Source organism: Candidatus Izemoplasmatales bacterium, from assembly GCA_041649275.1.
In the GTDB taxonomy this organism is placed as follows: Bacteria; Bacillota_I; Bacilli_A; order Izemoplasmatales; family Hujiaoplasmataceae; genus UBA12489.
This window is the reverse complement of the sequence record JBAZNL010000001.1, coordinates 546,781-562,002: the sequence shown is the minus strand read 5'-3', so window position 1 is coordinate 562,002 and position 15,222 is coordinate 546,781. Positions and strand designations below refer to the sequence as shown.

Sequence of the window (15,222 nt, the reverse complement as noted above, 5' to 3'; positions counted from 1 at the left end):
CATGCCCCGCGTCCTCGTCTGCGGCGACGACCAGCTGACGAACCTGCGCATCGGACGCGTCCTTTCCGTCCGCAACATTCCGTTCGACATCGAGAAGGGCCAGATCCGGAAGGACGATCTCGTGCACTACGATCTCGTCGTCGTCCATTCCTCCTGCAAAGTTCCGCATCTCTCCGGTTTCATCGAAAACCTCGTCCTGTCCGACCGCATGCCCGTCGTCTATCTGGCCTCGGAATTCGCCATCGGCGCCATCCGGCCGTTGCTGGATCAACCGCTGTTCGCATTCGTCGATGACCAGCGGATCGACGCCGAACTCGGCATCGCGGCCGCGCTTCTCCTGAAGACTTCGACGGCGCTCAAGTCCGCGGCCGCCCAGGCGGAGAAAGCCGTCCATCGCGCCGACCTTCGTCGCATGATGGACGAATGCAAGAAGCAACTGTCCGACCGGGGCATGAGCGAAGCGGACGCCCATTCCCTCATTCTCAGGACGGCCATGGACCGGCAGATCTCGAAGTACGATGCATGCGCCTTTCTGATCGCGCAAAAGAAATCCGAAACCGATTGATTTCGGACGCCCATGCAAGTATAATGATGTCAAATCGGCGGACAAAGGCGTTCGCCATCCAGAAAGGCCGCATCCCCGTTCATGAGTGCGCCGCATCGTCAGAGGGGAACGCGTTCGACAATCGAATATGCCGAAATACACGAAAGAAGAGATTCTACGCGACGCCAGGGAGCAGAACGTCCGCTACATCCGTCTGACGTTCACCGATATCAACGGCACCATCAAGAGCGTCGAGATTCCGGTCAAGCGCCTCGAGACGGCGCTCGACGGGAAGGTCATGTTCGACGGATCCTCGATCGAGGGGTTCGTCCGCATCCTCGAGGCCGACATGTATCTTCATCCCGACCTCAACACCTGGCTCATCATGAACTGGGAGGAAACGAGCTACGGGAAGGTCGCGCGACTCATCTGCGACGTCTATACGCCGGATGGTAAACCGTTCCCCGGCGACCCGAGATCCAATCTGAAGCGGATCGCCGCCCGCATGGAGAAGCTTGGCTTCTCCGCCCTCAACATCGGCTTCGAACCGGAGTTCTACCTGTTCAAGACCAAGGAGAACGGCGAACCGATCCTCGATTTCACCGATCAGGGAGGGTATTTCGACCTTTCGCCGATCGATGGCGCCGGCGACTGCCGACGCGACATCGTCCTCGAACTCGAGAAGATCGGATTTACCGTCGAAGCGAGCCATCACGAAGTGGGCCCCGGACAGTGCGAGATCAACTTCCAGTTCTCCAACATCGTCGAAGCCTGCGACAACGTCCAGACGTTCAAACTCGTCGTCAAGAACATCGCCCGCCGTCATGGTCTGCACGCGACGTTCATGCCCAAGCCCGTCGCCAAGGTCGCCGGCAGCGGCATGCACTCCAACTGTTCGCTATGGGATTCGGATGGAAACAACGCCTTCTACGATCCGAGCGATCCCGCCGGTCTCAGTCTGACGGCACGCAAGTGGCTTACGGGCATTCTGACGCATGCCCGCGGGTTCTGCGCGATCACCAATCCGACCGTGAACTCCTACAAACGCCTCGTCCCCGGTTATGAAGCCCCCTGTTACGTTTCGTGGTCCGAGCACAATCGCTCGGTCATGGTCCGGATTCCGGCGACCCGTGGCCGTACGACCCGCACGGAGATCCGTAACGTCGACTGTTCCTGCAATCCCTACATGGGGATGGCGGTCATCCTCGCGAGCGGGCTCGACGGGATCGAGCGGAACCTGCCCCTGATCGGTCCGGTGAACGAGAACCTGTTCGAAAAGACCGCCGAAGAGCGAGCCGCGCTCGGCGTCGTCAATCTGCCGGACAATCTCAAGGAAGCGATCGGTACGTTGTCCGCCGACGAGATCGTCAAGGAAGCTCTCGGGGAGCACATCTTCGAGAAGTTCGTCGAACTCAAGAGCCGGGAGTGGGACGATTTCCGCCAGGCGGTCACGCAGTGGGAAATCAACCAGTATCTCAAAGTGATGTGAAAAGCAGAGCGCCGATCGGTCGATCGGCGCTCTTCATCTGATTCGGTCACGATTTCGCAAGGGGGTCGGGCGGCAGCATCGCCTGCAGGTCGGCGACCGTGAATTCGTACTTGCGGTTGCAGAAATGGCATACGGTCTCGATCGGCTTGCCTTCGGCGATCATCTCGTCGAGTTCGGTGCGATCCAGGGAGGCGATCCCACGGCCGAAACGCTCGCGACTGCAGTCGCAGCGGTACCCGAGCTCGAGGCGTTCCACGATCTCGTGTTCTCCCCCGGTGATCTCCTGGACGATCATCTCCGGCGTATAGCCGTCCTGGATGAGTTCGCTGACCGGTCGCATCGCCCGAATGGTCGCATCGATGCGGTCAAGCGTTTCCGGTTTCGCACCGGGCATGACTTGCAGGATGAAACCGCCGGCGGACACGATCGAATTGTCCGTTTCGACGAGGACTCCAAGACCGACGGCCGAGGGAATCTGTTCGCTCTTCAAGAAATAATACGTGAAATCCTCGGCGATCTCCCCGGTCTGCAGCTCGGCACTGGACGTGAAGATGTTGCGGATGTTCAGATTCTTCGTGACGTGGATGAAGCCGTCGTGTCCGACGACGAAACCGACGGCCAGTTTGCCGTCGTTCGTCGATCCGTGCACATGCGGATTTCCGACGTATCCGCGGACTTCACCGCGGGTATTCGTCGTAACGACGATCGGACCGAGGGGACCACCGCCGTCGATGCGGATCGAAAGACTCTGGTCGCCCTTGTACATGGCACCCATGATTGCGGCGGCCGTCAGGGTTCGACCGAGCGCCGCGGACGCCGCGGGAAACGTATCGTGGATGTTGCGGGCCTCTTCGGCGAGGTTCGTGGTTCGGGCGGCATAGAGACGGACGGTAGCGTCGAATGCATAGGCTTTGACAAGATAATCGTTCATGGTCGTTCACGCTCCGGGAACCATTATATCACAGTCGGGATCGGGAATCGATTTGCTTTGTCTTGGGAAGCCCCTCGGGGTATAATGGAACACGGAAAGTGGTGCATCGACATGAAATGGAAAATCCGCGATATCGAAATCCCGAACCAGGTCGTCCTCGCTCCGATGGCCGGCGTCACCAACCCCGCGTTCCGTCGCATCGCCAAAGAACTCGGCATCGGGCTGGTCTACACGGAAATGGTGTCGGACAAGGGACTTGGGCACAATAACGGCAGAACCCGCAGCATGCTGAAGATCGAACCAGATGAACATCCGGTCACCCTACAACTCTTTGGCGCCGATGTCGAGTCGATGGTCGCCGCGGCGATCATGATCGATCGCGAAACCGATGCGGACATCATCGACATCAATATGGGATGCCCGGTACCGAAGGTCGTGAAGTCGGACGCGGGATCCAAGTTGATGAAGGATCCCGAGAAGGCGTTCGAAATCGTAAGCCGGATCGTCTCATCGGTTCGTAAACCCGTCACCGCCAAGATCAGAAGCGGCTGGGATCACAACGACATCAATGCGGTGGCGTTTGCGAGAGGGATAGAAGAAGCGGGCATTAGCGCAATCGCCATTCACGCCCGTACTCGAACGCAGATGTACTCCGGAAGCGCGGACTGGTCGATCATCAGGGCAGTGAAGCAAGCCGTATCCGTGCCCGTCATCGGGAACGGAGACATCTATTCTCCCGAGGATGCGGCAACAATGTTGAAGGAAACCGGGTGCGATGCGGTGATGATCGGACGCGGTGTCCTCGGGAATCCGTGGTTGATCAGACAGACGGTCGACTATCTTGAACGAGGAAGCTATGATGGCGGACCGTCACTAACGGAACGTCGTGCGGGTATCATAAAACATATGGACTATCTGGTGAAGGAAGAAGGAGAAAAAATCGCGATACTCGAGATGCGAAGTCACGCAGCATGGTATCTTAAGGGATTGCGTGATTCCGCAAAGGCGAAGCTGGAAGTTTCCAAAGCCAGAACAAGAGATGAAATGCTAAGAATCCTGGACAGCTTCTTCGAAAGCACGGATTCTACGAACAAGCCAGGCGAGCTCGAATGAGGCGTCTGGCTTTTTGTTTTGTGAGAGCAGCGGATTTATATTTTAAAACGCCGATTTAATAGAGAATAGCAATATGCATGCATACAGTTAACGCTAGATATATGGCCAGATATAGTGATATACAAGATTGGATAATCGGTTTTGCGAAGCGATACGATTTTAGACGCGATGAGTGGGTAATATTTGGTCGGTGGCCAAAATGACAGTGTAAAAGTGATTCAATATATATAAAAATAGAACAACCATGTGGAACGACTGAGATACGTTCCCGAACGAAAGAGCCAAAATTCGGATCGAGCGATGCACAACTTGATCATTAACGTTCACAACGATCATCTTCATGGGCAGCATAGAAGTAGTAAGTCTCAGATTAAAACAAAATATAATGATAGTTAAATTATAGTATAGAGCTGCAAAACATCTATATCTGGCGATGTTTCTAAATATCATCATACGATGTCAGATCTCATATATAGCAAATCTGGAACAATGTCAAAGCCTAACAGAAGCAAAGGGAAATTTGACAAAATTCCATGATAACTTGAGTTGTTTTAGGGCGTTACCCCGTACGCAAGCCAGAAGGAATTGTCAACATCTTCTGTCTGCATTTGGATGAACTTGGTGATGACAGAAATATTGCTTGTTTTCCATATGAGATTTGATGTGAAGTTCGAACTTTCTCAAGATAACAGTTATGAATCGGGTAGCATGAATCGTAGTCTAGGGATCTATTTATCTTTAATTACGATAAAATGGCCTAACTATGTATATGTAAATATCTACGAAAAATGTGTGCCGAAAAACCAAACAAAGAAACATCATGAATGGATCTGGAAAAAAAGGACAAACACGGGAGAATGATTGAACGATCGTTTGTGCCAACAACGAATATAACAAATCATAATATTAGAAGAATATAGGTCTGTGTGACAATGCGTTTACTGATAGAAATGGTAAATACCCATTATAGTCATCGTTCTGTATGATCGACGACATTGATCTTTCAAAAACCCCGAATAGAAATCAATTTCACATCGTAAAGAACACGGCATTACAACGAAATATCGTGTGACCATTCTATAATAAACAAATTGTACATGACAGAGCGGCACGTGACTGCTGGATCGTTGAGAAAATGAATAAAACCAGAATCTATCAGAGGGCCCGTCCTCATCCATGATCTTCGAGATTCGATATTCGACTTCGTGAAGTCAATTCAGATCAATAGGAAAAAATCGATGATTTCGTGTTTATGAGAATATGGCTATATGTGGGCATTACTTGTTTCTCAAGATACAAACCTAATTCGTTGATGCTTCAAGTATTCATATCCTTGATTGAAATTATCGACACCTAAAATGTCTAGTTATGAGAGCCAAAAGCGTCATCATCATAGCATCGCTTAGACGAACAGTAGAAATCCATGTTAACATAATGTTTCTGCACGATCGAATTCGGTCGCTCAATGACACAATATTCAAAATCTAGTGGTTTAAAGTATATATGTATGCGACCTAATATATCTAATAAGTGAATTTACCGCCATATCTAGGGAAATGAATATACATACCATTTTTGCGATTTATGTGGCAAAGACAAAGCGTTTATTAAAAATGTGTATTCTAATAATAATATACATTCAAATACGACAAACTTCCTCGTTGTGTCATAAATTTGCATCATATTGATGGAATTGCACCAATAATATCAGCGTTATTCGAGCTGATCATACGTCGATGGTCGTGTTTGAGTCGGCTCTATATAGATAATTAAAATGTGGTCGCAATAACACGACCACAAAAGTAAATGGAGAACATAATGTAAACCAATATAGGGCAGATGTGACCTAAATATGGCTGTTCATGCGAGATAAATGACGTGATAAGCAGCAAAAGAGAACACGCGCGACAATATAGTAACATATAAGCCGACATCAATTTATGCGATATGTGTCAATTGAAAAAGGATTCAGATTGAATTATCTTATATATTGTTTGTAGATTCCAATAAGGCGTTCATTTAGATCAGCTTTGACGACCATGCCTTCGTTTTCATAATCAGTTTGTATGATGTTCGCATGATCCTTCAGAAAACTGTATATCTGGCCTTTATCATAGGGTAAGAATAATGTCACAATCACGTTATTTGAGTACAATTGGTCGTCTATCTTCTGAACGAGTCGGTCAAAACCGTCTCCCGTCTTTGCGCTGATGGTCAACCTCGGGTTCAAAGGCAAAGAAGGAGCGTCACTGATCAGGTCCGATTTGTTAATGACATAGATAATCGGAATGTTCTTGACCTCAAGGCTACGCAACACTTCATCCACAATTGCAGCCTGATTCGCGGCTTTCGGGTTGGATCCATCCACGATATGGAGGATCAGAGACGCTTCTTTGATCTCTTCGAGCGTCGATTTAAACGCTTCCACCAGATGATGCGGCAGCTTTGAGATGAATCCGACCGTATCCGTGACCAGAAACTGATGCTTGTTGCCCAGTTCAACGTTCCTCGTCGCCGTCTCCAAAGTCGCGAAGAGCATATCCTTCATAAAGACATATTTTTCTGTATTCGAAGTCGAGTATTCTAGCATCTTGTTCAGTATTGTTGATTTTCCGGAATTGGTGTATCCGGTCAACGCGACGGTGGGAATATCATCTTTCTTTCGCTTTTCACGTTGGGTTCTTCGAACGGAGACGATTTCTTTCAATTCTTCCTGTATGTGAGCGATTCGATCACGAAGGATTCTTTTATCCAGTTCCAATTTCGTCTCTCCCGGCCCCTTTGAACCGATCCCGCCTGATTGACGGGACAAGGAGGAATACATGCCAACGGTACGTGGAAGCATGTACTGGCTTTGTGCGAGTTCGACTTGAAGCATGGCTTCCTTTGTCCTGGCCCGCGAAGCGAAGATATCCAGAATCAGAATGGTACGGTCGATGACCTTGGCCGTGAGCGCCTTTTCCAGATTGCGAATGTGTGTCGGAGAGAGTTCATCGTCGAAAACGACGACGTCGGCACCCAACGTCGTCACAGCGCTCTTGATCTCCTCGGCCTTGCCTGATCCGATGTACAGCGCGGCGGTCGGCCCGTCGAGTCTTTGCGTAAAAGTTTCAAGAACCTGAAGGTCGCATGCCTCCGCAAGTGCGGACAGTTCCTTCATGTGATAATCGAATTCGATGCTTGCGTTGGTCTCGAGACCCACGAGGATTGCCTTTTCCATATTTTCATCACCACATAGTATTATATTACATTTGATTAGCTTTCGTATTTGTTTCCATATAGAAAAGGCTCTATCGCAACAATGTGCGAATATGATATAATTAACTGCATATTCCGGTAGACGAGGTTCATAGATGGATACGTCGAAACCCAGATTCAAGGATCGTATACGAGCACAATGGCGTCGCTGGAAAACCTATTTCCAATCATTCATCGCAGCCACTTTTGATCAACCCCGAAAAACATTCGTCTTTTTGGGGCTTTTCGTCTTTACCGTCCTGTTCATCATCCAGACGATGATTATCCTGACACGCAACAGTTTCTACAACAACTTCTCGGATGACATCATCCAGTACTACAGCATCATGTGCGATTTCATCGACCAGATCAAGGAAGGAACGCTCTCTTTCTTCAATCTGAACAACTATCTCGGCGCCTCCTTCTTCTCCGACGTCTACTACATCCCCCTTGACATCTTCACCTTCATCACGCTCCTGCTCAGCTATGTCTTTCCGACGGAGTTGGCGTACTCGACGACGGAATTGATCAAGATCTGGGCCGGCGTCATGGTTTTCGCATATTATCTTCGGATGACGGGTATGAAGAACCGAACCATTTTCTGGATGGGCATCGTCTACTTCGTGAGCGGCGGATCCGTCAGTTTCATGGCATTCCCGGTGTTCCTCTCACTGACCTTCTACCTGCCCGCCGCCCTCGTCGCGATTCAGTACTTTTTCCGCGGGAAGAAATGGGTCGTGCCACTGTTCACATGCGCTCTTGTATTCTACGATTTCTATCTCGCATACAGCGCGATGGCGTTCATGAGCGTGCTCTACGTCGTCGAGGCCCTCAAGCGGCCCGGAAACAAGGTATGGCCGTTTCTCCGTGACGGCGTCTCATTCCTCGGACTGATCCTTCTGGGCGTCGCGATGGCGGGCGTGATCCTCTATCCGAGCATTCTTTTCATACTCGAGGATACCTACCGTACCGAGGGTAGTTTCAACGCTTGGGTCGTGGAGGTGTTCGGGTACGAACTGAAGCTGTTCCAGCCGGAGATCTACATCCGCGTCCTCGCCAAGATTTTCACAGAACAGAAGGGCATCGGTTTCTATGGGTTCGAGAACAATTACGGACTCGAACACGTCTCGCTCTACATCACGATCGTCGGCATGGCGTTCATGTCCTACATCTGGTTCATGCGCGGACGCATCGCCCGCGTTTATAAGGTATTGATTCCATTCGGGTTGGTTCTGATCTTCTTCCCGATCTTTTCCTACGTATTTTCCGGCACTACCGATTCCCCGTACACGCGCTGGATCAACATGATGCCTCTGGTCGAGACGATGATCCTCGCCTATGTGTTCGACGAACACGGATTCGAGACGGAGAAGATGGGCTGGCTCACGATCCCGCTGTCCTTGCTTCTGGGTCTCGTCGGCTTCCTGATCTATTACTATATCGAGAAACTCGGAATCGATACATATTATGCAAGCCGCGACATCATGACGGCGGATACGATCCTGATGGGCGTCGCCGCAGTCTTCCTCGTGCTCGTGCTGGTCTTCGGGTGGATCGGCAAGAGGCGATGGATTCGCACGGTCTTCTGGGTCGAATGCCTCGTCGCCGTCGTCTACGCGTATTCGGGCCCCTTCTCGATCGCGAACAAGATCGACACCTTCGAATCGATGCACTCGATCGACGCTTTCCTCGAAGATCATCTCGAACGGGACGAATTCTACCGGGTGTACGTCGACTTGTCGCGCTTCGACGTCGAACAGCTCAACTTCAACCGCATGACCTCCTTCCCCACCAACACCGAGATCTTCCATTCGTGGACCGATGCCGAGACCAACGGGATCGGCTGCCTGCTGTTCGACGCCTGCGGATATAGCGGCGAATACCAGACGAAGCGGAAACTGGACACGCTCGCCTTGTATCTGAACCATTTTCTCGGCTACCGCTACGTCCTCGTTTCCGCCGTCAAGAACTACACGCTGGATAGCGCCTACTTCACCTATGTCGCCGGCGACGACACCTATCGCCTTTATGAAATCGCCGATGCGGAACCGTTCCAGGTCTACGAATCCTACATGGAATACGACGATTTCCAGAACTTCTCTTCGATCAATACGCAGATCGCGACGCAGAAGCTCCTGCTCATGCACGTCCTCATCGACGGAGAACGCTATGACGCGACATCATACAACCTGCTGCGCGCCACGCCGGCGAACGAGGGAACGGTCAAAACGCTGAACGCCCATCGCAGCGAGTCGTCGGCGACGCTCGTGACCACCGCCGGCATCGCCGATCCGACGGAACGCGCCTTCTATCGTTATGACGAGGATGCGCTCGATATCGGATTCGGTACCGGCGCCATCTACATCAACGTGAGTTCGCTCACGCCGCTCGACTACGGAGAGGTCTTCATGGAATTCGAGAACGGCAACCGGGACGACTGCGAAGTCGTGTCGGGATTGACGCATCAGGTCAAGTGCGAATTCTGGCTCGAACCGGTCGCCATCTATTTCGAGCAGAACGCCGCCTTCAATCAACCGAAGACCCTTCAGTATCGTCTCGAAAGGGCGATCGGAGGCGCCGCATATCTGGTGTACGACTTCGACAACGTGGCCTTCAGCCGCGATTCCGGGATGCTTTACTTCCAGATGTACAGTTCGCTCACGTTCGACCGCGTCTTCGTGGTCGACGAACTCGACAACGAAACGGAATGCTTCGAAGGGTATTACTATTTCGACACGATTCCGGAACGGATGTACGTGTTCAAGACCAACGACATGTACAATTATGCCAATCCGTTCAATCTATCCATCCGCTATGTGATCGACGACTTGACCGCCTACGACCAATATGCGGACGGAAGCGCCGCCGACGGCGAAACGATGGCGATCGAGCGCGGCACGATCAGGTTGTCATACCAACGCACGTCGGATACCGACTTCGACCAGATCGTCATGATTCCGGTCGCGTATTCGGAAGAGTGGAAGATCACGTCCGGTCAGGATTACGAGACGCTGTCGGTGTCGGGTGGATTTCTCGGCATCGTGATCCCCCACGGCGTCGCCGACATCTCCCTGACGCTCCGGTTCGAGCCGAAAGGACTTCCCCAAGGGGCGCTCGCGACCGCTTCCTCGACCGCGATCTACGCACTTGTGTTCCTCATCCCCTATCTCATCCGGCGCGGCAAACGCAGACGGACCGAGCCGACCAAGGAGGCAACCGAACATGAAGAAACTGACGATCATCGTTCCATCCTATAACGAAGAGAAGAACGTCCGCCCGTTCTTCGAGGAGACGGTGAAGCACCTGACGGATCCCGATTACGTCTACGAGATCCTTTATGTGAACGACGGATCCCGCGATGCGACCCTCGATGAGATCAAGGCCGTCGCGGCGGAAGATCCGCGCGTCCGGTACATCTCCTTCTCGCGCAATTTCGGAAAGGAAGCGGCGATGCACGCCGGCCTCGAGCACATCGCCGACAGCGACGCCGCGATCATCATCGACTGCGACCTGCAGCAGCCGCCTTCGCTGATTCCGGAGATGATCCGTTTCCATAAGGAAGGCTACCGGATCGTCTATACCAAGGGCAGCACGCGCAAGAACGAACCGAAGATGCGCGCGTTCTTCGCCAACCTCTACTACCGCTTCTACAACAGCTATGCCGACCGTCCGCTCGACAACGGCGCGAAGGACTTTCAGCTTCTGGATCGCGTCGTGATCGACGCGTTCCTGAAGATCAAGGACAAGAACCGTTTCATGAAGGGAATCTTCTCGTGGGTCGGATACAAACGGATCTGCCTGGAGTACGATTTCATTCCCCGGGTCCGCGGCAAGAGCAGCTGGAGCTTCAGGAGCCTGTTCCGCTACGGGTTCAACGGCATGAACCAGTTCTCCAACGTCATGATGGTGCTGCCGGCGCTCGGACTGCTCCTCGGACTTCTGCTCGCGGCCGCCGCCGTCGCCCTCTTCGCCGTCGGCGTCCTTGCGTTCGAGGCGTTCTTCATTTCCGCGATGATCATCGTCGCGTTCCTCTTTCTCGATCTGGTCGCCTACGGTCTGTTCTATCTGCTCTACCAGATCAGGCGTCAGGTTCTCGACCGCCCCCACTATCTGATCGAGGAAGCGTCCGAGGGAATCGACGTTGAATAGGATCTGGCGGTTCGTCAAGACGCATTTCCTCACCCGCAAGTTTCTCACCTTCGGCATCATCGGCGTCGTCAACACCGCGATCGACTCGCTCGTCTACCTGCTGTTCTTCGATCTTCTGGTTCCTGACGTCGTCTTCGTCGCGAGGGGCGTCGGCTTCATCGTCGCCTCAATCTTCTCGTATTTCGCGAACGCGCTCTTCACGTTCAAGCCGGAGTCCCGGAACGCCTCCCAGTTTGGCGTCGTGATGACCGTCTTCCTGATCCGGATGCTGGTCACGATGGGTCTCGCGGAAGCGATCAACTATGTCGTCGAAACCGGGATCGGCATCGATTATGGAACCGTGCCGATCGCCAAGCTGATCACACCGGTCATGTCTTCTGCGATCATGATCCCGATCGCCTATTTCGCGCTCGACGCGGCGTACCGCCGGTTCGGCGGAAAGCGGATCCGCTAAAAGACAAATCCGCCGTCAGCGATTGGCAACCGGACGGAATTATAGTACAATAGAGTCGATGTGTTCGACACGTTGGCATCTCATCCGAAAGCGGTGATCCCATGGGCAACTTCGAATTGCTTCTCATCATTTCGTACCTGTACGCCATCTTCCTGCTCGTACTGCGTACGAAGGTCAGCCACAAGGCGATCCGCCTCTTCAAGATCCTGCTCGTCGCGCTGTTCGTCGCCACGCTTTATCATCTGATCGCCGAGCCGTTCGTCGGCGTGGACCTCGCGGTCAAACTGATCGTCTTCGCACCGGCCGTCTACATCCTCGTAATGATGTACATCAACGAGATCAACACGGTGATGAAGAAGATCGGCGTCGGCAAGAAGAACAGGTCGCGGTCCGGTTCGAAGACCAATAACGATCTCGCGGCGAAACTGTCGACCGCGGTCGATTATCTCTCCGCCCGCAAGATCGGCGCCCTCATCTCCGTCGAGCGCGACATCAAGATGTCCGGTTACGTGAACAAGGCGATGATGGTGAACGCGCCCGTCACGTCCGAACTGCTCGCGACCATCTTCTTCACGAACACGCCGCTCCACGACGGCGCCGTGATCATCCGCGACGACATGATTCTCTGTGCGAAGGCCTACTATCCGTCCACGGACCGCACCGACCTTCCCCTGCATTACGGGACCCGCCACCGCGCCGCCATCGGCATCTCGGAACAGACGGACGCACTGACGATCGTCGTCTCCGAGGAGACGGGGTACGTCAGCGTCACGATCAACCGCCACATCGACTACAACGTCAGCAAGGAAACGCTCAACCTCTATTTTGAAAAATACCTCAAGATCCGATAAAAGTGCGAAAGCACTTTTTCTTTTCTCCGGTTTCCATTTACCCCGCTTTATGATATAATCGGGACAGAAAAACGACCCCGGAAGGAGGGCTATAATGGAACATTATGACGTTCTCGTCGTCGGCGCCGACGTCGGTTCCCTCGCCATCGCCCTCTACCTCGCACGGAAGATGAGGAAGGTCATCGTCTTCGCCGACGCAAGCGCCCGTCCGGCGCGTCGCGACACCGAAGAAGCGGTATCCGAATCGGGCGAGAAGTTCCGCTTCAGGAGTCCCCTGCTGCCGCCGGTTCCGGCCCTCGAGAAGGGCGGACTGTTCGCGCAGTATCTCGCGACGTTCGGTCTCGAAGAGGAAGTCAGGTTCCTTCCGGCCGTCTCCGACGCCGTGGTCGCCGCCGACGGTTCGATCCGCCGCCGCGTCGTCCGGCTCGACCAGTTCATGATCTATCTGGTGCGGCGCTATCCGAAGAGCCGCGACCGCATCCACCGCTTCTTCAACGACCTCGAACGCCATCGCCAGAACTATCGCGCCCAGCAGGACGGTCTGCTCGCCAATACCGACTACACGATCACGTCGCTGATGATCGAGTGGGGAGACCGAAGCCTCGCCGGACTGCTGCACAAGTACTTCTCGGATCCGGAACTCGTCGGCGAGTTTCTGCTCTTCGCCGAGATCAACGGACTTCCGATCGACGACGTGTCCTGCTACAACTTCTTCATCGCCTTCTTCAACGGGCTGAGCGACGGTTACTTCCATTTACTGACCTCGGAAGACGAACTCGTCCGATCGCTTTTGGCCAAACTTCAGATCGTCAGCCCGAAGATCGTCCAGAACCGCAAGTTGAAGGCCCTCTCCGCCCAGGGCGGCAAAGTCGTGCGCGCGCTGGATGCGAACGGCAAGGAAATCGCCGCCAAGTATCTCGTCGCCGCCGCGGATCCGCTTGCCTTCTACGAAACATACCTGCCCGAACTCGCCGAAGAACGCGCGTCCCTCGCACGCTATTACCCGAACCTGTCGCCCAAGCGCCGCTTCGGCACGCTCGTGATCGGCTTGTCCGCCAAGACGGCGACCGCCGGCATGGAGGAGGACGACTACCAGTTCGTCGCGGATCCGACCGCCCTGATCGCGATCGTCCGCCTCTTCAACCAGAAGATCGTCGATCCCGAGGCGGCCGCCGCCAAGAACGCCGCAGTCGCATGCGGGTTCGTCTATGACGAGGGAACCGAAATCACCCCGGAAAGCATCCTCGGCCTGCTCGAGCCGGCGTTCCCCAAATTCCGCAAGTACGTCGTCGCGACGAAACTCGCCGAGCCCCGTCCGCTCACGGGCATGCTTTCGGAAGAAGGCGTCCGCAAGGGACTGTCGATCGACCGGCAGATCGAGATCGAATCGGGCGAGGCTTCCCGCATCCTCGACAACCTCTACCTCGTCGGCCGCTGGTTCCGCCCGGAGGCGGGACTCTTCGGCATCTTCCAGAATGCCCTGAACTGCGCCGACCAGATCGAGGAGCGGCTCTATCTCGGCGAAGACGACGCCTTCCGATCGCTTTCCAACGACGAGATCATGATGATGATCCGCCAGAACTACGACGCGCCCTCCCTCGGCAAGACGGAGCGGCACATCAATTTCCATATCGGGAAAAGCGATTACTTCGTCCGCACGAAGGATCGGAACATCACGCTCCATCGCGGCGCGTACGTCCAGCCCGACGTGACGATCTACTCCACCAGCGACAAGCTTGCCGACCTTCTCATGAAGAAGGTCGGGCTTCAGGAAGTGATGGAGTCGGGCGGATTCAAGTACCAGGGGCGCGAGACCGACCTCTACGACGTCGTCGCCGCGTTCAAGCTCGACGACTACCAGGACGAGGAAGCGCCGCCCTACCAACCGACCACCAAGGTCTATTTCGCAGGCGTCAAGATCCTCTTCGCCCATCTGATCGTGTGGAGCGTCGCCGCGCTGCTGACGAACTGGCTGCCGATGATCTGGATCGCCCCGTTCGCGCTTGCGCTCTCGGGGGCGTTCGTCTATCTCAAGTTCGTCCTCTTCAAGAAGATCAGCTGGTTCGAGTACGGTCTGCTCGGCCTCGGCGTCGCCTGTACCGTGGCGGCGGCCGTCTGGCCGGCCTTCAACCACCTGCTCCGCGACGACCCGCTGCTCGGCGCACTCGGGCTCGCGTTCTTCGTCTCGTGGCTCGTCGACCGGCCGATCGTGTACGATTTCCACCGGTACGACGTGCGCGGCGACTATGCGTCGACCAACCTCTTCAAGGTCGTGAACAACGGCCTGAACCTGGTCTGGGCGCTGATCTTCTTCACGATCCTCGGGTACGTCTACGTGTCCGGCGAGCGTTACGTGACCGTGCTCTACAATCTGGTCTTCTTCGGTATCTTCCTCACCTACTACTATCCGTGGATGTACGTGAAGACCAACATCAAGAAATGACGTCTCGGACG

The 15,222-nt window shown here is 53.9% G+C and carries 10 protein-coding genes; 8 read left to right on the top strand and 2 right to left on the bottom strand.

Features of this window, described 5'->3' with window-relative positions; all coding sequences use genetic code 11:
* Window position 1 precedes the first annotated feature (1 nt).
* Window positions 2–565 (top strand): hypothetical protein, encoded by a 564-nt coding sequence (locus WC509_02645; protein ID MFA5006349.1) that lies wholly within the window; start codon window positions 2–4, stop codon window positions 563–565.
* A gap of 127 nt (window positions 566–692) precedes the next feature.
* A complete protein-coding gene (gene glnA / locus WC509_02640) occupies window positions 693–2,033 on the top strand; it encodes a type I glutamate--ammonia ligase (GenBank protein MFA5006348.1) in 1,341 nt (446 codons plus the stop codon).
* 46 nt (window positions 2,034–2,079) lie between these two features.
* On the opposite strand, the gene hslO is transcribed toward glnA, so the two are convergent.
* Complete coding sequence (gene hslO / locus WC509_02635) at window positions 2,080–2,964, bottom strand: Hsp33 family molecular chaperone HslO (GenBank protein ID MFA5006347.1); 885 nt, start codon at window positions 2,962–2,964, stop codon at window positions 2,080–2,082.
* Between the two features lie 111 nt (window positions 2,965–3,075).
* On the opposite strand from hslO, the gene dusB reads away from it, so the two are divergent.
* A complete protein-coding gene (gene dusB, locus WC509_02630; protein ID MFA5006346.1) occupies window positions 3,076–4,077 on the top strand; it encodes a tRNA dihydrouridine synthase DusB in 1,002 nt (333 codons plus the stop codon).
* Window positions 4,078–6,055: 1,978 nt separating this feature from the next.
* On the opposite strand, the gene hflX is transcribed toward dusB, so the two are convergent.
* The gene (hflX, locus tag WC509_02625; protein MFA5006345.1) at window positions 6,056–7,297 is read right to left on the bottom strand and encodes a GTPase HflX; all 1,242 of its coding nucleotides are present in this window, start codon (window positions 7,295–7,297) and stop codon (window positions 6,056–6,058) included.
* Between the two features lie 295 nt (window positions 7,298–7,592).
* On the opposite strand from hflX, the gene WC509_02620 reads away from it, so the two are divergent.
* From WC509_02620 to WC509_02600, 5 genes are all read left to right on the top strand, one after another.
* A complete protein-coding gene (locus WC509_02620) occupies window positions 7,593–10,571 on the top strand; it encodes a hypothetical protein (GenBank protein MFA5006344.1) in 2,979 nt (992 codons plus the stop codon).
* Window positions 10,537–11,463: a glycosyltransferase family 2 protein gene (locus WC509_02615; protein MFA5006343.1), complete on the top strand. Its 927-nt coding sequence runs from the start codon at window positions 10,537–10,539 to the stop codon at window positions 11,461–11,463. The genes WC509_02620 and WC509_02615 overlap by 35 nt, the downstream gene beginning before the upstream one ends.
* Window positions 11,456–11,917 carry a GtrA family protein gene (locus tag WC509_02610; GenBank protein MFA5006342.1) on the top strand — a complete coding sequence of 154 codons (462 nt, stop codon included), beginning with the start codon at window positions 11,456–11,458 and terminating at the stop codon, window positions 11,915–11,917. Before WC509_02615 ends, WC509_02610 begins: the two co-directional genes overlap by 8 nt.
* Before the next feature lie 101 nt (window positions 11,918–12,018).
* Window positions 12,019–12,768, top strand: coding sequence for a DNA integrity scanning protein DisA nucleotide-binding domain protein (locus WC509_02605; GenBank protein ID MFA5006341.1), 750 nt, complete (start codon window positions 12,019–12,021; stop codon window positions 12,766–12,768).
* Window positions 12,769–12,862: 94 nt separating this feature from the next.
* Window positions 12,863–15,211: a hypothetical protein gene (locus WC509_02600; protein MFA5006340.1), complete on the top strand. Its 2,349-nt coding sequence runs from the start codon at window positions 12,863–12,865 to the stop codon at window positions 15,209–15,211.
* Window positions 15,212–15,222 lie beyond the last annotated feature (11 nt).